The organism is Arcobacter thermotolerans (assembly GCF_983172305.1).
On record NZ_CFAFZJ010000007.1, the window covers coordinates 35,617 to 54,446 of the forward strand.

Here is an 18,830-nt window from a genome sequence, read left to right on the forward strand (position 1 = left end):
GAATGATACTACAAAAATTAGGGGGAAGAATAATATGTATAAGATTTTTATAAGTTATAGTTGGGACAGTAGAACGCATAAAGAATGGGTAAAAAAACTTGCTGATGATTTAGAAGAATATCAAGAATTCCATATTATTTTAGATGAGTATGATCTAAATAATCAAATTGATAAAAATTATTTTATGGAAAAAGGAATATTTGAAAGTAATTTAGTATTAGTTATTTGTACAGAGGAGTATGCTTTAAAAGCAAACAATAGAGATGGTGGTGTAGGAATTGAAACTTTTATGAATACAATAAAACACTGGGAAGAAATGGCAGAAAAAAAAGAGAGTAATATTTTTACAATAGTTAGAGAAAGAAGAAATTCTTCTATTCCAAATTATTTGAAGGGTAAAATTTCTATATCATTTCAAAATGATTCAGAATATGATAAGAGCTTAAATTATTTAATTGAGAAAATAAGAGTTCATATGGCTAAGGATAATAATAGACCACCTAAAACAAAAACATTAAGGGATAAGCCAATAAATTATTTTCAGTTTGATAGAGTAGATGATATTTTAGCAATTATTGCAAAAAGAAGAGAAAAAATAGATTCCGAAATTGATTTTAGTGGTAAGAATCGAATTAAATATGAATATTGGAAAATATCGAGTTTAAATGCAGATTTATTAATTTTAGTACTTTTTAATCATATTACAATAAAAGATACTTTAGAAAGATTTATAGATAAGAATCACAAGAATCTTCCTAAAAATTTAACTATATTAAGAACTACCCATGGAGAAAAAGATTATATAAATAAAATTTTTGAAAATAAAAATAAAAATATCTATATAAAAGAATATACAATTGAACAATTTATATGGGATGAATGTATTGATCAAGAATGGAAAAATGAAAATAAAATTACAGAAGAAGAATTTTTTATTGATCAAAGAGTTTATGAAGAAGATGTCTTGGGGAATAAGAATAATTTAGATTTATCTTTACCTTATATAACAAATAATTTTATTGAAAGTAACATTGATAAATCTACTTTAATTTTATTTGCTTCTGGAGGAATGGGTAAAAGTACATTATCCCAAGTTTTAACAAATAAAATTAATGATAGTAAAGTTAAAAAAGCATTGTTAATACAATCAGATATTATCAGAAACAATATTCAAAAAGATGCTATAAGAAATTTTGAAATAAAAAATTTATATGAGCTTTATGATATTTATGAAAAAATGATAATAAAAAATAAATCCTTATTAACTCAAAAACAATTTGAATTAGGAATTATATCTGGAAAAATTGTAATAATTATAGATGGTTTAGATGAAATCATAACATTATTTAAAGAAAATTTTAATTTAAAAGAATTTATAAATTCTTTAGAAGTTTTAAATAATCAGCTAGGTAAAGCAAAAGTAATTATAACTTCTAGAGTGAATATTTTAGAAAATAATAATTATTTAAAAACTATCCAAGATATAAAGATTTTATATCTTAAAGGTTTTGAAGAGGATATTTGGAATAAATATATAAATAAAAGATTTTCTAAATATAGAAATACTGATGCATATGTTAAAAAAATAAATAAACATATTTCTTGGTTACTAGAAATATCCAAAGAAAAAGAAAAAATCATATTACCATTTTTTGTGAATTTAATTTCTGAAATAGCTGAAGAGGAAATAAAGATTGAAGGCGATAAAAATGAATTAATTATAGATTCTATAGATAATGATTACAAGTGTAATAATGAATCTATAGATTATTTGATTCATGCACTATTAAAAAGGGAAATAAAAAGACAAAAATTTGATATAAATATTTCAAAATTTATTACTTTTTTTAAAGAATTAACAATAAGCTATGGAGATAAATTCTCTTTTGAAAATTTAAAAGAGTTTATTGAAATATATTTTGATTCAAATGATATTAATGAAATTTATGAAAAGATTTTGCTAAATCCTTTAATTAAGTCAAATAAAATAGAAGGGATTGTTTGTTTTAAATATGATTTTTTAACTAATTATTTTAAATCATTAGCCTTAATTGATTATTTAAGTCAAGATGAAATTAAAGTATTGGATAAGAATGTTATAAATGAGCTATCTAAATTTTATGATGGCAGTCATATCATTCTTAAAGAATTAGTTAAATATTTTTCCAAAAATATTAAACAGTGTATTCACAATTCTAAAAAAATAATTTCATTGATTGTTATAGAAATTCAGAAATCAAGTACCAATAATATAAAATTAAAACACACTATAAGTAGTTTATTATATTTAACACAAAAAATATATGGTGAAGAATTATCAAGAGATAAAAGAATTGAAATAATAAAAGAATTATATAATAATAATGAAATTAAACATCTATATATATGGAGAGATTTTTATGCATTAGATTTTTCAAATATTAAAATATGGTTTTCAGAATTTCATGAATATAATGCATTATCAAAATGTAAATTTGATAATATGACTTTTTACCATAGCCTATTTTATAATACTCAAATATTAGATAAATGTGATTTAACTAAAGCAAATTTTGAACTAGAAAGTTGTACATTAGGGGATATTCAGAAATATATTGATGAAAATGATTTAAATAATAAAGGGCAAGTAAAAAATATTGAAGAAGATTTTACAATATTTTGTAGGAATTTCTTTAATGGATTAAATTTTGAGGCTAAATTAATAGAAAATATTACAATTCCACCAAAGTTTCAATCTAAAAAAAAGAATTTATTAGATTTTTTATTAGAAAAAGATTTTTTAAGACGAAGTAGTATAAATAAATATTACGAAATTGATAAAAAATATCAAAGAAGTGTAAAAAATTTAATAAATAATAATCATATTGATACAGATTTAAAATCAATTTTTAAGAGTTATTTGAATAAATAATTTTACTTTTATGATTGAGTTTGTATTAAGCAAATTAATCTAATAGTTTTATTGGTTAAAATATACAAGAATTGATTATTTTATCAATCTAAGCAATTATTATTGATTATAAAGAAAGAATCTAATATCAATTTTTATTGTACACATATAAAATTGGTTTTAATAAAAAATATTATACAATCATTTAAAAAAGGGACTTATAGTATGAAAAATCTATTATCAAATTATTCTGAATCTCACAATGTTTGTCACAAACATTAAAAAATGAGAATGAACATTAAATAGTGATAATATGTACATTAAAAATTGATAATAAGATACTATCTAAATATTCTATTTTTAAATAAGTTAGGAGAAAAAATGAAATTTGTAGGAGCACATGTAAGTGCAAGTGGAGGAGTTTTTAATGCTCCAAAAAATGCTGTTGAAATTGGTGCAAAAGCTTTTGCACTATTTACAAAAAATCAAAGACAATGGAGCGCAAAAGCTCTTGATAATAAAACAATTGATTTATGGTTTAAAGAGTTAGAAAAATCAAAAATAGAACCAAAACATATTTTACCTCACGACTCATATTTGATAAATTTAGGGCATCCCAATAGTGAGGCTAGAGAGAAATCTTTAAATAGTTTTATTGATGAAGTTCAAAGATGTGAAATTTTAGCTTTAGATAGATTAAATTTTCATCCAGGAAGTCATTTAAGAGAGATTAGTGAAGAGGAGTGTTTAAATAATATTGCAGAATCTATGAACTATGCTCTTGATAAAACTAGAGGTGTAAAACTTGTACTTGAAAACACAGCTGGGCAAGGAAGTAATCTTGGATATAAATTTGAACATCTAGCTTATATAATTGATAAAATTGAAGATAAAAGTAGAGTTGGAGTATGTATTGATACTTGTCATATGTTTACAGCTGGTTATGATATAAGAACGCGTGAAGCTTATGATAAAACTTGGGATGAATTCTCTAAAATTATAGGGTTTGAATATTTAAGTGGAATGCATATAAATGATTCAAAACCAGAGCTTGGAAGTCGTGTTGATAGACACGATAGTTTAGGAGCTGGACAAATTGGTTGGGATAGTTTTAAATTTTTGATGAATGATTCAAGAATGGATGATATTCCACTTATTTTAGAGACTATTGATGAGTCTATTTGGGCAAAAGAGATAGAGACTTTATATAGTTTTGTAGAGAATTAAAATTCTCTACTTTATACTACATTTTTAAAATGCTTTGCATACTCAATTGCATCATTTATATTTGAAAAAGTTGTAACATAATCAAATTTTGCACGCTCTAGTTTTTTTAAAACATTTTGATTTAATCCTGCAAATATAAGCTTTTTATTTTTTGTTTCAAAGCTATCTACTATTGATTTTAACGCAACCATTGCTGTCATATCAAGCATTGATACATTTTTCATATTTAGTATTACAATATTTTTTTCTTCATTTATATTTACTAAAGTTTTTAAAGCTTTTTGAGCAGCACCAAAAAACATAGGACCATTGATATCATATATTAAAATATCTTTTGGCATATCTTTATGTGTTTCTAAATTTTCGCTTACAAGCTCAATAGAGTATAAATCAATAGTTCGTTTGATAAATAAAATAGATGCAAGACTAATACCAACAGCAACAGCAACTTCCATATCTATTAAAACAGTTAAAGAAAAACATGTTAGAAGTACATAAATATCATCTTTTGGTGCAGTCTTTAAAATATTTACAAAGTGTTTAATTTCACTCATATTCCAAGCAACCATAAGTAGTAAAGCAGATAATGCAGCCATTGGAAGATATGAGATAATTGGAGCAATTAATAAAATCGAAATCAATATAAAAATAGAGTGAACTATTGAAGATAATTTTGTTGTTCCCCCTGAATTTATATTTGCAACAGTTCTTGCAATTGCTGCAGTTGCTGGAATTCCACCAAAAAATGGCACTACCATATTTGCAACTCCTTGACCTATTAACTCTTTATTTGGGTCTGTTTTATTTCCAGTCATTGCATCACTTATAACTGCACATAAAAGTGATTCTAAAGCTCCTAAAATTGCAATTGCAATTGCATGAGGAAGAAGTTTTATTAATAAATCAATATTTATTTCATGAGGTTTTAAAAACTCCCAAGGAAGAGAAAATTGTAGAGGTATTGGAGGAATTCCATTTGCTGTTACTCCATCAATAACATAAGTAAAAGTAGAGTTTATTGTTGAAATATTTAAACCATAAAAAGAGTTAAAAAAAGCTACAAAAATTGAAACAACTCCTAAAGCAACCAAAGCAGCTGGAATTTTACTTTTTGTTTTTCTCCAAATTATTAGTAAAAATAGCGTTGCACTTGCAGTTAAAAACTCAAAAAGATTAAATGTAGAAAAAGAGTTAAAAAGCAAAACAATTTTATCTATATAAGAACCACTAAAATTCTCTATAGTAAGACCAAAAAAATCTTTTATTTGTAAAGTTGCAATTACAACTGCAATTCCAGATGTAAAACCAACTGTTACAGGATAAGGAACTAGCTCTATTAAGTTACCAAGTTTAAAAAGTCCAACTAAAACTAAAATAATACCAGATAAAAATCCGCACAAAAGTAGCCCTGTTATTCCAAATTGTTGAACTATAGGGATTAAAATAACAATAAAAGCAGCAGTTGGTCCAGAAATATTTACTTTACTACTTCCAAAAATAGCTGCTAAAATTCCTGCAATAATTGCTGTATAAAGACCAAGTTGAGGTGGAACTCCAGTTGCAATTGCAAGTGCCATAGATAAAGGTAAGGCAATAATTCCAACTGTAAGTCCTGAAAAGATATTACTTTTTATCATCTTTTACTCTTTAAAATAGGATTTGCGACCTTTTTAAAAAATTTTAGAAGATATAAATATTTGAGTTTTTGTCCTCTTTATTAGAATTAGCTTTGTTCAACCAATACTCATATTTTATCTGGTCTTTTGCAACTCCATAAAGTCCTTGTTTATAGACATTTGACAATAACTCTTGAGCTTGTAATACTCCATTTTGAGCAGAAAACTCAAGTAAATCTATACCTTTTTCGTTATCTATTTTTGTATTTATCCCTTGAAGATAAAATCTTGATAACTGAAATGCTGCAATAGGGTCAATATCGCTAGACTCTTTTAGAAGTTCAAAAGATTTATTTATATCTTTTTTAACTCCTTCTCCTTTGTAGTATAAAAGAGCTAATGGCAATTTTGCATAGAGGTTTTTATTCTCATCAGCCATATTTAGATATTTTAAACTCTCTTTATAGTCGTTTTTTGTTGAATAATAAGTTCCTAGCCTAATTTGTGCAAAAGAGTTACTGTTTTCAATTTTTTTATAACAATCTAACTTCTCTTTTTGAGTATCCAAATCTTGACAAATATTTGCTTCTTTTAGAAGTTCATCATAATTTATATCTGAAAAAGTTAGAAATTCAGGCATTTTAAAAGAACAAGCACTAAAAAGAAAAATAGTAAAAATTGGTAATAAAATATAATTTCTCATCTATTATCTACCATAAATTTTTTTTGTAAAATCTTCTTTTCCATCTTGATATAAATTATCATAAAAAAGAGCTTTTTCATCGTTTGGTTCGATATATTGACCATTTGTATAAACTAGAACTAAATCTTTTTGAGCATCTTTTACTTCATTTGTAGCAGCATATTCAAGAAGTTCTATAGCTTTTTGTGGATTTCCATTTGAAAAATAGTAGTAAGATAATCTATAAGCTGCAATTGGATCAACATCTTCAACAGCTTTTAGAAGATTGATAGATTTTTTTTCATCAAATTCTACACCTAAACCATTACCATAAAGAACTGATAAAAGTGCATTTGCATAGAAATTACCAGCTTTTTGTGCTTTTGTATATCTTTCAAAGGCTTCAGCAGGTCTTCCCTTATCTTGAGCATCAATTCCAAGTCTTAGCATTGCAAAACTATTTTTAGTAGCTATAAAATCATAACAATCTAACTCAAAAGCCAAGCTATCTCTTTTGCAATCTTGATTTAACTGCTCCAATTCGTTTGGCAAAACTTCCATAGCTTTTTTATGACCAGCACAAGCAGTAAAAATAGATAAAACTATAAAAATAGAAGAGAACTTAATAACTTTTAGCATAATAAAAGTCTCCTTTAAAAATAAATGTTTGTATTTTATCATTTTTTTATTCATTTGTAGTTAAGACGATTTAAGATAATATATATGCTTAATTAAATTAATATTTGTAAGGGTTTTATGCAAGAGGTAATAGATTTTTTAAAGGCAAAAAATGTTGAAAAAACAAAATTTTTTAATCAGCTAAAATGTAGTTTAGAAGAAGCAAAAATTTTGCAGTACCTTTCAAAAGAGTATATAAATGGAAGAGATGTACTAAGTACAATTGATATTTTAGGACAGTTTTATAGTATTGAAAAATATGAACATTTAGAAAAACTAAGTTTGATAAAATCTTTGCTTGAGTATGGATGGTTGATTCAAGTTGCTTTTGATCAAGTAAAACTAAATGAAGCTTCAAAATTAGAACTTATAAACTCAAGTGTAGCACTTTCTAGTGCATATTTAAAAATGCTTGAAAGTGGAAATAGTGAGTTTGTATTACCTGAAATAAAAAATTATAGTGACCACTTAGAGTATCTTCAAGACCAATTTTTAAAAATTGATATTACACAACAGCTAAATATTGTAAAAAGAAATTTTGATATAAATTCTCCTAGTTCAAATAGATTAAAAAATAAACTTTTACTTGTAGAAAATAGAATAAAAGATAGAATAAATGCAACTACAAACAAGATTTTAATAGAAGAGTTTTTTAAAGAACAAGGCTTGGATGAGCAAGAGAAAATACTATTTTTGGCTCTTTTAAAAGAGGAGTATAGTGGTGGAGATGGAACATTAAGAGAGATGAACTATCTACTTGAGTTAATATCAAATGATGATTATGAGAAGATAAAATACAGAAGTCTTCTTGAAGAGAGTTCAACTTTGATTTCAAAAAACTTAGTTGATTATGATGAGGTTTTAACACCATTTGGTGGAATAAATAGAAACTTTTATATTCCAGATGAAGTTTTATATAAAATATCTCATCCAAATAAAAAAGGCTCAACAGTTTCAAAAATAAAACTTGAAACGATTATAAAAGATCAAGAGATGTTTGAGTTAATTTCTGCACAAAAAAGTTTAGAAGATGTTGTTTTAAATCCAAAAACAAAAGAGACTTTAAATAATCTTTTAAAACAAGTTGATAAAAGTGTTATAAATAGACTAAAAGCTTGGGGAATAAAAGATAAAAAAAGAGGAATAGACGCAAAAATAATTTTTTATGGAGTTGCTGGAACTGGAAAAACAATCACAGCTTTAGCTCTTGCAAAGTCTCTAAAAAAAGAGGTTTTAAGTTTTGATTGCTCTAAAATTTTATCAATGTATATAGGTGAGAGTGAAAAAAATGTACGAAATATTTTTGATAAATATAATGAGATAAAAGAGCAAACAAAAACGGAACCAATTTTACTTTTAAATGAAGCAGATCAATTTTTAAGCTCAAGAAGTAGTGGAACTGGAAGTAGTGCAGATAAGATGCATAATCAAATGCAAAATATATTTTTGGAACAAATTGAGAGATTTGATGGGATTTTAATAGCAACTACAAATTTGCTTGAAAATCTTGATAAAGCATTTTCAAGAAGATTTAATTATAAAATAGAATTTGTCAAACCAAATCATGAGCAAAGAGTAGAGCTTTGGAAAAAACTCATTCCTGCAGCTTTACCACTAGAAAATGGTTTTGATTTTGAAAAAATTGCAAAACATGAGCTTACAGGTGGTCAAATAGAGTTGGTTATTAAAAATACAGCTTATAAACTAGCTGTTTTAGAAGATGCAGTTTTTACTCTAAAAGATTTTGAAGAGCAAATAAGTAAAGAGAAAAAAGGTCAATTTGATAGTGAAACAAAAGTTGGATTTTTTTAAAAGGAAGATTAGTGAAAATTATAGAAAATTATGATTATATTTTAAGTGTTGGAGCATTTTTTGAAGATGAGGAGTTTAGAAATAGTTTAAAAAAAGCTATTAAAAATAGTGCTACTTTTATATATATGCACCCAATTGATAATTTTGAATTAAAAGATTTTTATGATCAATTTATAAAATATGAAGTAGCAAGTGAAGAGGCTATTTTGGCTTTGATTTTTAATTTTTTTGCAAAAAATTTACCAAAAGAGCAAAAAGATTTTTTAGAAAATCTTGATATTGGATATTTATCAGCTGAAAGTAGTGCAGGAGAAGAGGAGTTTGAAGAGGCTTTTGTAAAATTTGAAGAAGCTTCAAAAAGAGCTCTTTTTGTTGGTGATGATTTAATAAATCACGAAAGAGTTGAAAATATTGTAAAACTTCTAGCAAATATTAAAAAATATACAGATTTTGAACTTATATTTAGTGATAAAACTTTTGAAGAAAAAGTAAATTCTTGTTCTGATTTATCTTTAGATGAAATTGATGATTTACAAACATTTAATGGAACTTTAGTTTATTTTAAAAATATGCAAACAAACGAAAATTTAGTTGCTAGTCAAACTTTTTTAAATATTGCAAAATTAAAAAGTGGGGATATGGCTAGTTTTAAAATAGATGATAAAATATATAAAAAAGAGGTAGTTTTAGATAAAAACTTTTTAGGAACTATTGCTTTAATATCAAATCCAACATCAAATTATAGATTTGCAAAAATTGTTTTAAATAAGGAGCAAAATTGAGAACTATTAGTGTAGGACACTCTCCTGATGCAGATGATATATTTATGTATTATGCAATCAAGTTTGGCTGGGTTAGTATAGAGAATACAAAATTTGAAAATATTGCACTTGATATAGAGACTTTAAATCAAGCAACACTAAAAGGGATTTACGATATTTGTGCTATCTCTTTTGCTTTGTATCCTTTTGTTAAAGATGATTTTGCCTTACTTAAAACAGCTGTTTCATTTGGGGAAGGGTACGGACCAAAGTTGATTAAGAAAAAAGGAACTAAACTAAAGAAAAATTTTAAAGTAGCTCTTAGTGGAGAGTTTACTACAAATGCTCTTTTATTTAAAATAGCTTATCCAGATGCTAGAATTTCTTATATGAATTTTTTAGATATCGAAAATGCTGTAATAAATGGTGATGTAGATGCAGGAGTTTTAATTCATGAATCAATTTTAACTTATAGCAGTGTTCTTGAAGTTGAAAGAGAGATTTGGGATATTTGGGTAGAATTATGCGAAGGTGAAGAGTTGCCCCTTCCTCTTGGTGGAATGTGTCTTCGTCGTTCAATTCCGCTTCACGAAGCTATAAAATATGAAAATGCACTTATAAAAGCTGTTGATGTAGCAAATAAAAATAGAAAAACTTTAGCTCCTATGCTTTTAGAAAAAGGCTTAATTCGTGTAGATGCTACAACTTTAGATAAATATTTAGATCTATATGCAAATGATAACTCTGTAAAAATGAGTGAAGTTCAATATAAAGCTCTAAATAAACTTTTTGAGCTAGGTTACAAAAGTGGACACTACCAAAATTTAATAAAAGCAGAAGATTTTTTAATCCCAAGTGAATATGAAGAGTTAAGAGCTAGATGAGTGAAAAAATAGCTAATTACTATAAAACAGTAGATTTTAAAAGATACTCTTCTATACATATTGGTCCTATAAAAGAGGTTTTGGTTATAAACGAAATAGCTGATTATTCAGATTTTCAGATAATTGGAAGAGGAAATAATTTACTTATCTCTCCAAAATGTGAAAAAAAGTTTGCAATTTTGGGTGAAGAGTTTGATTATATAAAAGATGAAGATGATTTGCTATATGTAGGTTGTGCTACAAGTAGTGGAAAGCTTCTTACATATACAAGAAAAAATGATATTGCCTCTTTGGAGTTTTTAGCAAAATTACCTGGTAATTTAGGTGGTCTTGTAAAGATGAATGCAGGTTTAAAATCTTGGGAGATTTTTAACTATATTCACTCAATAAAAACTAAAGATGGATATATAAAAAAAGAGAGTGTAGATTTTTCATATAGGCAGACAAAAATAGACACTATAGTTTATGAAGTAGTTTTTCATAAAACTAAAGGTTTTTCAAAAGATATGCAGAACGAGTTTACAAAAATGAGAGATAACCAACCTCAAATGGCTAGTGCTGGAAGCTGTTTTAAAAATCCAAAAGGTGATTTTGCAGGACGACTTATAGAAGCAGTAGGGCTAAAAGGGTATAGAATTGGAGATATGGAGTTTTCAAATACTCATGCAAATTTTTTAGTAAATCATGGCTCTGGAACTTTTGATGAAGCGATAACTTTGATAAATCTAGCAAAACAAAAAGTAAAAGAGCAGTTTGATATAGAGCTTGAAGAAGAGATAATTATCCTATACTAATCTCTTTTCAAAAAAGTTTAAATCTTAGCTTTATTAATCTTATTTAAATAAAAAAATCAAAAGGTATGTACACCAAACTTTAGTAAATATTTTGGTAAAACATCATCCAAATTCTGAATATCAGCATCTTCTAATTCGATTAAATTCAAATTATATTTTTTATAAATTTCTTGTTTCTTTTTTTTTCTTTCTAAATATTTTTCATCATTTTCATATCCCCAGTATTCTATATAAACTTTTCCAGCTGGTATATAAAAATCACAATAAACATTCTCTTCAATTGGTAATTTTCTCTCATAAGCATGAACAATTTCAAACATATAAAGCCAATTATCAATTAACATTTCAGCTTTTGATCTTGTAAAGTGACCATCTGTTGCTCTATGTTTGGCCTCAAACTTTTCTCTAAAATCCTCTTTTTTATTATCTTCTTTATTTATATTTTCTTGTTTTGTATTTCCACTTAAATCTTCAATGGTTGCAATTAAATTTTTATTATTTAAAATATCTATTGGCCAAACAACATACGGTTAAAATCTTCAGATTGTAAACCACCTACCTTTTCTCCTTGAGATGTTATAAGCCAACCTTTTATACCTTTTTTTGTCCAGCCAAGTTCAGATAATATAACATTCGTTTTTCGTGCGGATAGGCTAAAATATTGTCCTAATTTAGTAGCATTTAACATTTCTGTTTTAAAACTATTTAAATCAATATTTTCTGGCCAAGCTATATATTTTCCATATTGTTTACTCTCTAAGTATGCTCCTCCAAAAGAACTACCTTTTTGAGTTAAAATCCATGAATCTGCTTCATCTTTATCAATAAACCCATAATTATAAAATTTTAAAAATAAATCTTTTGCCATCAAAGAATTTTTTTTTGCTAATGCTGTAGTTGATATTAATTTTAAATCTGACATATGTTTTTCCTTGTATATTACATTAGATTTTAAAAGATTTTTAGTATATCATATACTATTTTAAAAAGTTAAAATGAAATTAGTATCAATTTAATTTAAAACTATTAAGAAAACCTTACATTTTTTATGTTAGAATGCACACTTTTAGAAAATATGAAGGCAATTTAAGTGAAAAATTTAGTAATAGTGGAATCACCAGCAAAAGCAAAAACAATATCAAAATTTTTGGGCTCTGATTATGTAGTTATGGCATCTATGGGGCATGTAAGAGATCTGCCAAAATCTACTTTAGGATTTGATCCAGATGATAACTTTAAACCAAGCTATCAAGTAAGTGCTGATAAAAAAAAGGTCATAGCTGATTTAAAAAAACAGATCTCAAAAGATACAACAATCTACCTAGCGGCCGATGAAGATAGAGAGGGAGAGGCTATTGCATGGCACTTAATTCCAGCACTTAAAATTGAAAAAAATCCAATAAAAAGAATAGTTTTTCACGAAATTACAAAAGATGCAATACTTAAAGCCTTACAAAATCCAAGAGATGTGGATCAAAATCTTGTAGATGCTCAACAAGCAAGAAGAATACTAGATCGTGCAGTTGGATATGAGCTTTCTCCCTTACTTTGGAAAAAAGTGAGATATGGGCTTAGTGCAGGAAGAGTTCAAAGTGTAGCTGTTAAAATAATTGTAGATAGAGAGAATGAAATTAGAGCTTTTGTTCCTGAAGAGTATTGGAAAATAAAAGCTGATTTTATAAACCCTGAACTTTCAAGTGAATTAGCAAAAAAAGATGGCAAAAATATCAAAGTAAAAAATGAAAAAGAGGCAAGAGATATTGAAAACTCTTTGAATAGTGGTTCATACAAACTTGTAGATATTGAAGAGAAAGAGAGCACTAGAAATCCAGCCCCACCATTTACAACTTCAACACTACAGCAAGAAGCAAGTAGAAAAATAGGTCTTAGTGTTGCTCAAACTATGATGATAGCTCAACAGCTATATGAAGGAAATGTTGCAAATATTCCAAATCATACAGGTGGTTTGATTACTTATATGAGAACTGACTCATTAAACTTATCAACTGTTGCAACAACTGCTGCCAAAAAAGTTATTGAAGATGAGTATGGAAAAGATTATTCACTAGCAAAACCTAGAGCTTTTAAATCAACAGCAAAAGGTGCTCAAGAGGCTCACGAAGCTATAAGACCTGTTGATATGAGTCTAAAACCATCTGATGTAAAAGCATATTTAGATCCTTCACAATATAGACTTTATAGCTTAATTTGGAAAAGAACAATAGCTACTCAAATGGCTACTGCAAAAATTGCAAATACAACATATAAAATAGAAGCAGGGAAAAATAAAGAGTTTGAATTTCAAACAAAGGGTCAAAGAATTATTTTTGCTGGATTTATGAAAGCTTACACAGAAGGTAGTGATAATCCTGAAGCTGCTCTTGATAGTGCTGAAAAAATTCTTCCAAACATAAAAATTGGAACAGTTTTAGAGCTAGAAAATTTAAGTAGTGAACAAAACTTTACAAAACCACCTTCAAGATATACTGAAGCTAGTTTGGTTAAAAAACTTGAGAGTGAAGGAATAGGACGTCCTTCAACTTATGCTCCAACAATTTCAACTATTCAAGCACGAGAGTATGTAGTAAAAACAGAAGATAAAAAATTAGCTCCAACACCAACAGGTGAAATTGTAAATAGTTTTTTAACTGATCATTTCTCAAATATTATTGATTTAGGATTTACAGCGCGTATTGAAGAGCAGTTTGATGATATAGCAGAAGGTAAAAAAGCTTGGGTTGATGTAATGAAAAGCTTTTATGGCGATTTTAAAAAGACTATAAAAGATAAAGAGGAGAATATTAGTAAATCTGATTATTCTCAAGTAAGAGAGCTTGGAATTGACCCAAAATCTGGAAAACCTGTAAGTGCAAGAGTTGGAAGATTTGGTCCATTTGTTCAAATTGGTACAAAAGATGATGAAGAGAAACCAAAATTTGTAGCAATTCCTGAAAAACTAAATATGGATACTATTACACTTGAAGAAGCACTATTTTTATTCAATCTTCCAAGAGTTGTTGGAGTTGATGATAGTGGAAATGAGATTAAAGCAAATATTGGAAGATTTGGTCCATATTTACAAGTTAAAACAAAATATTACTCACTAAAAACTGATGACCCTTATACAGTTGATGAGCAAAGGGCAAAAGAGATTATAAGTGAAATTGATGAAGCAAAAAGTAAAGCCTTAATAAAAGATTTTGAAAAAGAGAAAATTCAAATTTTAAACGGACAATATGGAGCTTATATAAAACAAGGTAGAAAAAATTTCAAAATTCCAAAAACAAAGGTTGCTGAAGAATTAACTTTAGAAGAGTGTTTGGAAATAATTGAAAAAGATAGTAAGGGTACTAAAAAACCTACTAGAAAAACAGCCACTAAAACTACAACAAAAAAAGTATCTACAAAAGCAAAAAAAGAGTAGATGAAGGTAGGAATTTTATCAGATAGTCATCATAAAAATGAATATCTAAAAGAGTGTATAGAGTTTTTAAAAAAAGAAAATTGTGAATATTTAATCCATGCTGGAGATATTTGCTCAAAAGATGGTTTGGATATTTTAAAAAATTCAAATTTAAAATATATTGTAGTTTTTGGAAACAATGATAGAGATTTATTTCAATTTTCAGAAGATTATAATATAAAAAAAGAGCCATATTATTTTAAAATAAAAGATAAGAGTTTTAAACTTATGCACTTACCTTTTCACTTACATCCAGATACAGATATCATAATTTTTGGTCATACTCATAAATTTGATTGTGAATACAAAAATAAAAAACTTTTTATAAATTCAGGAGAGGTATGTGCTAGAGAAAAGCCAATAATTTCATGTGCAAAACTTGAAATTAATACAAATGAATATATAATCACACACTATTTTAAAAATACAAATGAAAATAATTTTATGAAAGAAGAGTTTAGATATGAGCAGTAATCAAATATATTTATGTGCAATTTCAAATATTGAAAGCGGAACTTGTAACGAAGATTGTAAATTTTGTACACAAAGTGTAAAGTACAAAGCAGATATACAAAGATATAGAAGAAAAGAGATTGAAGAGATAGTTATAGAAGCAAAAAGAGCTAGAGAAAATAAAGCTGTTGGTTTTTGTTTAGTAACAGCTGGAACGGGGCTTGATGATAAAAGATTAGATTATGTTTGTAGAGCAGCTGATGCTGTACATAAAGCGGTTCCAGATATTTCATTAATTGCTTGCAATGGAATTGCAACTTATGAGCAGTTAAAAGAGTTAAAAAAACATGGAATTGAAAATTATAACCACAATCTTGAGACAGCAAGAGAGTTTTATAGTGAAATTTGTACAACGCATTCATGGGATGATAGATACAATACTTGTTTAGATGCAAAAAAAGCCGGACTTTATTTATGTACGGGTGGAATTTTTGGTCTTGGAGAAACACAAGCTAATAGAGTTTCTATGCTTGAATCAATTGCTTCTTTAGAGCCAATGTCTGTGCCAATTAACTTTTTTCATCCAAATGAAGCACTTCCTTTAGTAAACAATCCTTTATCAAAAGAGGAAGCTTTTAAGTTGGTTGAACTAGCAAGAAGCTATTTACCAAATCAAATGTTAATGATTGCAGGCGGTAGAGAGTTGATGTTTGGAGAAAATCAGTATGATGTATTTAAACATGGTGCAAATGCTTTAGTTGTTGGAGATTATTTGACAACTGGAGGGGCAAGTGCTGAAGATGACATCAAAGCTGTTACGGCTTTAGGATATGAAATAGCTTTTGCATGTCATCAATAAATAAAGGCTTAAAGCCTTTATTATTTTTTTAGATTAGTCATCTAAAGAAGATGCTTCATCTTCACTATCTATACTTCCTGCAATTATTGCATCATTTATTCCCATAGAGTTTAAAATTTTATCTTCAATCTCTTTTGAAATAGCTGGATTATCTCTTAAGAAGACTTTAGAGTTCTCTCTTCCTTGTCCAATTTTTGTATCACCATAACTAAACCAAGCTCCAGCTTTATCAATAATATCAAGTTTAACACCATAATCAACAAGCTCACCAGTTTTTGAAATTCCTTCACCAAACATAATATCAAACTCAGCTTGTTTAAATGGAGCAGCAACTTTATTTTTAACAACTTTTACTTTTACTCTATTTCCAATTGAGTTCTCGCCCTGTTTTAAAGTTGCAATTCTTCTAATATCAAGTCTTACTGATGAGTAGAATTTAAGTGCATTTCCACCTGTTGTTGTCTCTGGACTTCCATATCCTGTCATTCCAATTTTCATTCTTATTTGGTTGATAAATATAACTGTACAGTTCATTTTGCTTAAAAGTCCAGTTATTTTTCTTAAAGCTTTACTCATAAGTCTAGCTTGAACTCCAACTTGTTGATCATCCATATCACCATCAATTTCTACTTTAGGTGTTAAGGCTGCAACTGAGTCCACAACAACTAAATCAACAGCACCACTTCTAATAACAGTTTCAAGTATCTCTAAAGCTTGCTCCCCAAAATCTGGTTGAGAAACTAGTAAATTGTCAATATCTACACCAATATCTTTTGCATATTTTACATCAAGTGCGTGTTCCGCATCTATAAATGCACAAACACCTCCAGCTTTTTGAGCTTCAGCAATTGCGTGAAGTGTTAAAGTTGTTTTACCAGAACTTTCAGGTCCATAAATTTCAATAACTCTACCTTTTGGTAAACCACCAACTCCAAGAGCTAAATCAAGACCAAGTGAGCCAGTGCTAATAGCTTCAGTTGGAATTACCTCTTTATCTCCTAATCTAATAAGCGTACCTTTTCCAAAAGCTTTGTCTATTTGTTTAATAGCAAGTTCAAGTGATTTTTTTTGATTTTCATCCATGATTTTTACCTCGTTTTTTGATTTTTCTTTTTATGCCGAAATCTTAGCACAATTTTTTAAAAGTTCTTAAAAATATTACAATTTGCAATATTTTTACTCTTTATTTAAATTTTGAATAGTCTCAATTGCCTTTATATGGGCTTTTACTCTTTGTTGCATAGTATGAGATTTTATATGTTTTGCTAATATTTTTGTATATTTTTTATAATTTCTTGAATCTTTTTGTAAAGTTGCAAGTTTTTTTTGAATTTTTAAAATATTTTCTGGGATTATTTCGCTCATATTTCTCTTTTTTCTTAAATAATAATCCTTTATTATTACATAACTTAGTAGAATATAAAATAAAAGTTTAAAATATTTTAATTTTATTAAATTTTAAAATTAATAATATGTGATACAATAATATAACAAAATTAAAATGGATTGAAAATTGAAAGAAAATAATATTTTAAGTTTAATCGGTAGAACCAAAGAGCTTTTTCAAGAAGATATACAAACTTATGAAAAAGAGCTTTCAAAAATAGTGTCAAACTCTACATTTCTAGTTATTGGTGGAGCTGGAAGTATTGGTCAAGCTGTTACAAAAGAGATATTTAAAAGAAATCCAAAAAAACTTCATGTTGTTGATATTGGTGAAAATAATATGGTTGAACTAGTTCGAGATATAAGAAGTAGTTTTGGATATATAAATGGAGATTTTCAAACATTTGCACTAGATATTGGAAGTATCGAATATGATGCTTTTATAAAATCTGATGGAAAATATGATTATGTATTAAATTTATCAGCACTTAAACATGTAAGAAGTGAAAAAGATCCATTTACTCTTATGAGAATGATAGAAACAAATATTTTCAATACAGATAAAACTCTTCAACAATCAATTGAAAATGGAACTAAAAAATATTTTTGTGTAAGCACAGATAAAGCTGCAAATCCTGTAAATATGATGGGTGCAAGTAAAAGAATCATGGAGATGTTTGTAAATAGAAAATCAAAACAGATAGATGTTTCAATGGCAAGATTTGCAAATGTAGCCTTTAGTGATGGCTCTCTTCTTCATGGATTTAATCAAAGAATTCAAAAAAATCAACCAATCGTTGCTCCAAATGATATAAAAAGATATTTCGTAACACCTCAAGAAAGTGGTGAATTATGCTTAATGTCTTGTATTTTTGGTGAAAATAGAGATATTTTTTTCCCAAAACTTAGTGTTAATTTACACTTAATCACTTTTGCAGATATCGCTGTAAAATATTTACAAAATTTAGGATATGAGCCATATTTATGCAAAGATGAAGATGAAGCTAGAGAATTAGCAAAAACTTTACCCAAAGAAGGAAAATGGCCTTGTCTGTTTACTGCTAGTGATACAACAGGTGAAAAAGATTTTGAAGAGTTTTTTACAGACAAAGAAATTTTAGATATGAACAGATTTGAAAATCTTGGAGTTATAAAAAATGAAGCAATTTATGATGAAAAACTCTTAAATGAGTTTGAAGCTACTATCAAAAAATATAAACAAAATTTACAATGGAGCAAAGATGATATTGTAAAAGAGTTTTTCAGACTAATTCCAGACTTTGGTCATAAAGAAACAGGTAAATATCTTGATGGGAAGATGTAAT

Annotated in this window: 17 protein-coding genes; 10 read left to right on the forward strand and 7 right to left on the reverse strand. The window is 27.2% G+C overall.

What is annotated here, in order from left to right; translation table 11 throughout:
* Positions 1 to 34: 34 nt before the first annotated feature.
* On the forward strand, positions 35 to 2,911 hold the full coding sequence (locus AC5LG6_RS06800) for an SEFIR domain-containing protein (RefSeq protein WP_498586053.1): 2,877 nt from the start codon (positions 35 to 37) through the stop codon (positions 2,909 to 2,911).
* Positions 2,912 to 3,271: 360 nt separating this feature from the next.
* A complete protein-coding gene (gene nfo, locus AC5LG6_RS06805; RefSeq protein WP_498586054.1) occupies positions 3,272 to 4,117 on the forward strand; it encodes a deoxyribonuclease IV in 846 nt (281 codons plus the stop codon).
* Between the two features lie 11 nt (positions 4,118 to 4,128).
* On the opposite strand, the gene dauA is transcribed toward nfo, so the two are convergent.
* From dauA to AC5LG6_RS06820, 3 genes are read right to left on the reverse strand one after another with little or no spacing between them, the layout of a single operon-like run.
* A complete protein-coding gene (dauA, locus tag AC5LG6_RS06810; RefSeq protein WP_498586055.1) occupies positions 4,129 to 5,754 on the reverse strand; it encodes a C4-dicarboxylic acid transporter DauA in 1,626 nt (541 codons plus the stop codon).
* Positions 5,755 to 5,797: 43 nt separating this feature from the next.
* Positions 5,798 to 6,436, reverse strand: a complete 639-nt coding sequence (locus tag AC5LG6_RS06815) for a tetratricopeptide repeat protein (protein ID WP_105913370.1) — start codon at positions 6,434 to 6,436, stop codon at positions 5,798 to 5,800.
* A gap of 3 nt (positions 6,437 to 6,439) precedes the next feature.
* A complete protein-coding gene (locus AC5LG6_RS06820; protein WP_262363684.1) occupies positions 6,440 to 7,054 on the reverse strand; it encodes a tetratricopeptide repeat protein in 615 nt (204 codons plus the stop codon).
* 117 nt (positions 7,055 to 7,171) lie between these two features.
* Between AC5LG6_RS06820 and AC5LG6_RS06825 the strand changes: the two genes are divergently transcribed.
* Genes AC5LG6_RS06825 through AC5LG6_RS06840 form a run of 4 tightly spaced genes read left to right on the forward strand, consistent with a single transcriptional unit; the run spans position 7,172 to position 11,344 of the window.
* On the forward strand, positions 7,172 to 8,905 hold the full coding sequence (locus tag AC5LG6_RS06825; protein ID WP_066153696.1) for an ATP-binding protein: 1,734 nt from the start codon (positions 7,172 to 7,174) through the stop codon (positions 8,903 to 8,905).
* A gap of 11 nt (positions 8,906 to 8,916) precedes the next feature.
* Complete coding sequence (locus tag AC5LG6_RS06830) at positions 8,917 to 9,687, forward strand: hypothetical protein (RefSeq protein ID WP_498586056.1); 771 nt, start codon at positions 8,917 to 8,919, stop codon at positions 9,685 to 9,687.
* A complete protein-coding gene (locus AC5LG6_RS06835) occupies positions 9,684 to 10,550 on the forward strand; it encodes a menaquinone biosynthesis family protein (RefSeq protein WP_498586057.1) in 867 nt (288 codons plus the stop codon). Before AC5LG6_RS06830 ends, AC5LG6_RS06835 begins: the two co-directional genes overlap by 4 nt.
* Positions 10,547 to 11,344: a UDP-N-acetylmuramate dehydrogenase gene (locus AC5LG6_RS06840; RefSeq protein ID WP_498586058.1), complete on the forward strand. Its 798-nt coding sequence runs from the start codon at positions 10,547 to 10,549 to the stop codon at positions 11,342 to 11,344. The genes AC5LG6_RS06835 and AC5LG6_RS06840 overlap by 4 nt, the downstream gene beginning before the upstream one ends.
* A gap of 56 nt (positions 11,345 to 11,400) precedes the next feature.
* Here AC5LG6_RS06840 and AC5LG6_RS06845 read toward each other — a convergent pair whose 3' ends face one another.
* Both AC5LG6_RS06845 and AC5LG6_RS06850 read right to left on the reverse strand, forming a co-directional pair.
* Complete coding sequence (locus tag AC5LG6_RS06845) at positions 11,401 to 11,688, reverse strand: hypothetical protein (protein ID WP_498586059.1); 288 nt, start codon at positions 11,686 to 11,688, stop codon at positions 11,401 to 11,403.
* A gap of 164 nt (positions 11,689 to 11,852) precedes the next feature.
* Positions 11,853 to 12,266 carry a hypothetical protein gene (locus tag AC5LG6_RS06850; RefSeq protein WP_498586060.1) on the reverse strand — a complete coding sequence of 138 codons (414 nt, stop codon included), beginning with the start codon at positions 12,264 to 12,266 and terminating at the stop codon, positions 11,853 to 11,855.
* A 168-nt stretch (positions 12,267 to 12,434) separates the two neighbouring features.
* On the opposite strand from AC5LG6_RS06850, the gene topA reads away from it, so the two are divergent.
* Genes topA through AC5LG6_RS06865 form a run of 3 tightly spaced genes read left to right on the forward strand, consistent with a single transcriptional unit; the run spans position 12,435 to position 16,119 of the window.
* Positions 12,435 to 14,768 (forward strand): type I DNA topoisomerase, encoded by a 2,334-nt coding sequence (gene topA / locus AC5LG6_RS06855; RefSeq protein WP_498586061.1) that lies wholly within the window; start codon positions 12,435 to 12,437, stop codon positions 14,766 to 14,768.
* Positions 14,769 to 15,281: a metallophosphoesterase family protein gene (locus AC5LG6_RS06860; protein WP_498586062.1), complete on the forward strand. Its 513-nt coding sequence runs from the start codon at positions 14,769 to 14,771 to the stop codon at positions 15,279 to 15,281. It begins immediately after the preceding gene.
* Positions 15,271 to 16,119 (forward strand): biotin synthase, encoded by an 849-nt coding sequence (locus AC5LG6_RS06865; RefSeq protein WP_066221056.1) that lies wholly within the window; start codon positions 15,271 to 15,273, stop codon positions 16,117 to 16,119. The genes AC5LG6_RS06860 and AC5LG6_RS06865 overlap by 11 nt, the downstream gene beginning before the upstream one ends.
* Before the next feature lie 33 nt (positions 16,120 to 16,152).
* On the opposite strand, the gene recA is transcribed toward AC5LG6_RS06865, so the two are convergent.
* Positions 16,153 to 17,202 carry a recombinase RecA gene (gene recA, locus AC5LG6_RS06870; protein WP_260880991.1) on the reverse strand — a complete coding sequence of 350 codons (1,050 nt, stop codon included), beginning with the start codon at positions 17,200 to 17,202 and terminating at the stop codon, positions 16,153 to 16,155.
* A 93-nt stretch (positions 17,203 to 17,295) separates the two neighbouring features.
* The gene (locus AC5LG6_RS06875) at positions 17,296 to 17,484 is read right to left on the reverse strand and encodes a hypothetical protein (protein ID WP_498586063.1); all 189 of its coding nucleotides are present in this window, start codon (positions 17,482 to 17,484) and stop codon (positions 17,296 to 17,298) included.
* Positions 17,485 to 17,632: 148 nt separating this feature from the next.
* Between AC5LG6_RS06875 and AC5LG6_RS06880 the strand changes: the two genes are divergently transcribed.
* Positions 17,633 to 18,829: a UDP-N-acetylglucosamine 4,6-dehydratase gene (locus tag AC5LG6_RS06880; protein WP_498586064.1), complete on the forward strand. Its 1,197-nt coding sequence runs from the start codon at positions 17,633 to 17,635 to the stop codon at positions 18,827 to 18,829.
* The last annotated feature ends 1 nt before the right edge of the window (position 18,830 follow it).

Excerpts from the sequence above, each read along its gene's own strand:
- AC5LG6_RS06800 (WP_498586053.1), top strand. The coding sequence starts at position 35 with ATGTATAAGATTTTTATAAGTTATAGTTGGGACAGTAGAACGCATAAA.
- nfo (WP_498586054.1), top strand. The coding sequence starts at position 3,272 with ATGAAATTTGTAGGAGCACATGTAAGTGCAAGTGGAGGAGTTTTTAAT.
- dauA (WP_498586055.1), bottom strand. The coding sequence starts at position 5,754 with ATGATAAAAAGTAATATCTTTTCAGGACTTACAGTTGGAATTATTGCC.
- AC5LG6_RS06815 (WP_105913370.1), bottom strand. The coding sequence starts at position 6,436 with ATGAGAAATTATATTTTATTACCAATTTTTACTATTTTTCTTTTTAGT.
- AC5LG6_RS06820 (WP_262363684.1), bottom strand. The coding sequence starts at position 7,054 with ATGCTAAAAGTTATTAAGTTCTCTTCTATTTTTATAGTTTTATCTATT.
- AC5LG6_RS06825 (WP_066153696.1), top strand. The coding sequence starts at position 7,172 with ATGCAAGAGGTAATAGATTTTTTAAAGGCAAAAAATGTTGAAAAAACA.
- AC5LG6_RS06840 (WP_498586058.1), top strand. The coding sequence starts at position 10,547 with ATGAGTGAAAAAATAGCTAATTACTATAAAACAGTAGATTTTAAAAGA.
- AC5LG6_RS06845 (WP_498586059.1), bottom strand. The coding sequence starts at position 11,688 with ATGTTAATTGATAATTGGCTTTATATGTTTGAAATTGTTCATGCTTAT.
- AC5LG6_RS06850 (WP_498586060.1), bottom strand. The coding sequence starts at position 12,266 with ATGTCAGATTTAAAATTAATATCAACTACAGCATTAGCAAAAAAAAAT.
- AC5LG6_RS06860 (WP_498586062.1), top strand. The coding sequence starts at position 14,769 with ATGAAGGTAGGAATTTTATCAGATAGTCATCATAAAAATGAATATCTA.
- AC5LG6_RS06865 (WP_066221056.1), top strand. The coding sequence starts at position 15,271 with ATGAGCAGTAATCAAATATATTTATGTGCAATTTCAAATATTGAAAGC.
- recA (WP_260880991.1), bottom strand. The coding sequence starts at position 17,202 with ATGGATGAAAATCAAAAAAAATCACTTGAACTTGCTATTAAACAAATA.
- AC5LG6_RS06875 (WP_498586063.1), bottom strand. The coding sequence starts at position 17,484 with ATGAGCGAAATAATCCCAGAAAATATTTTAAAAATTCAAAAAAAACTT.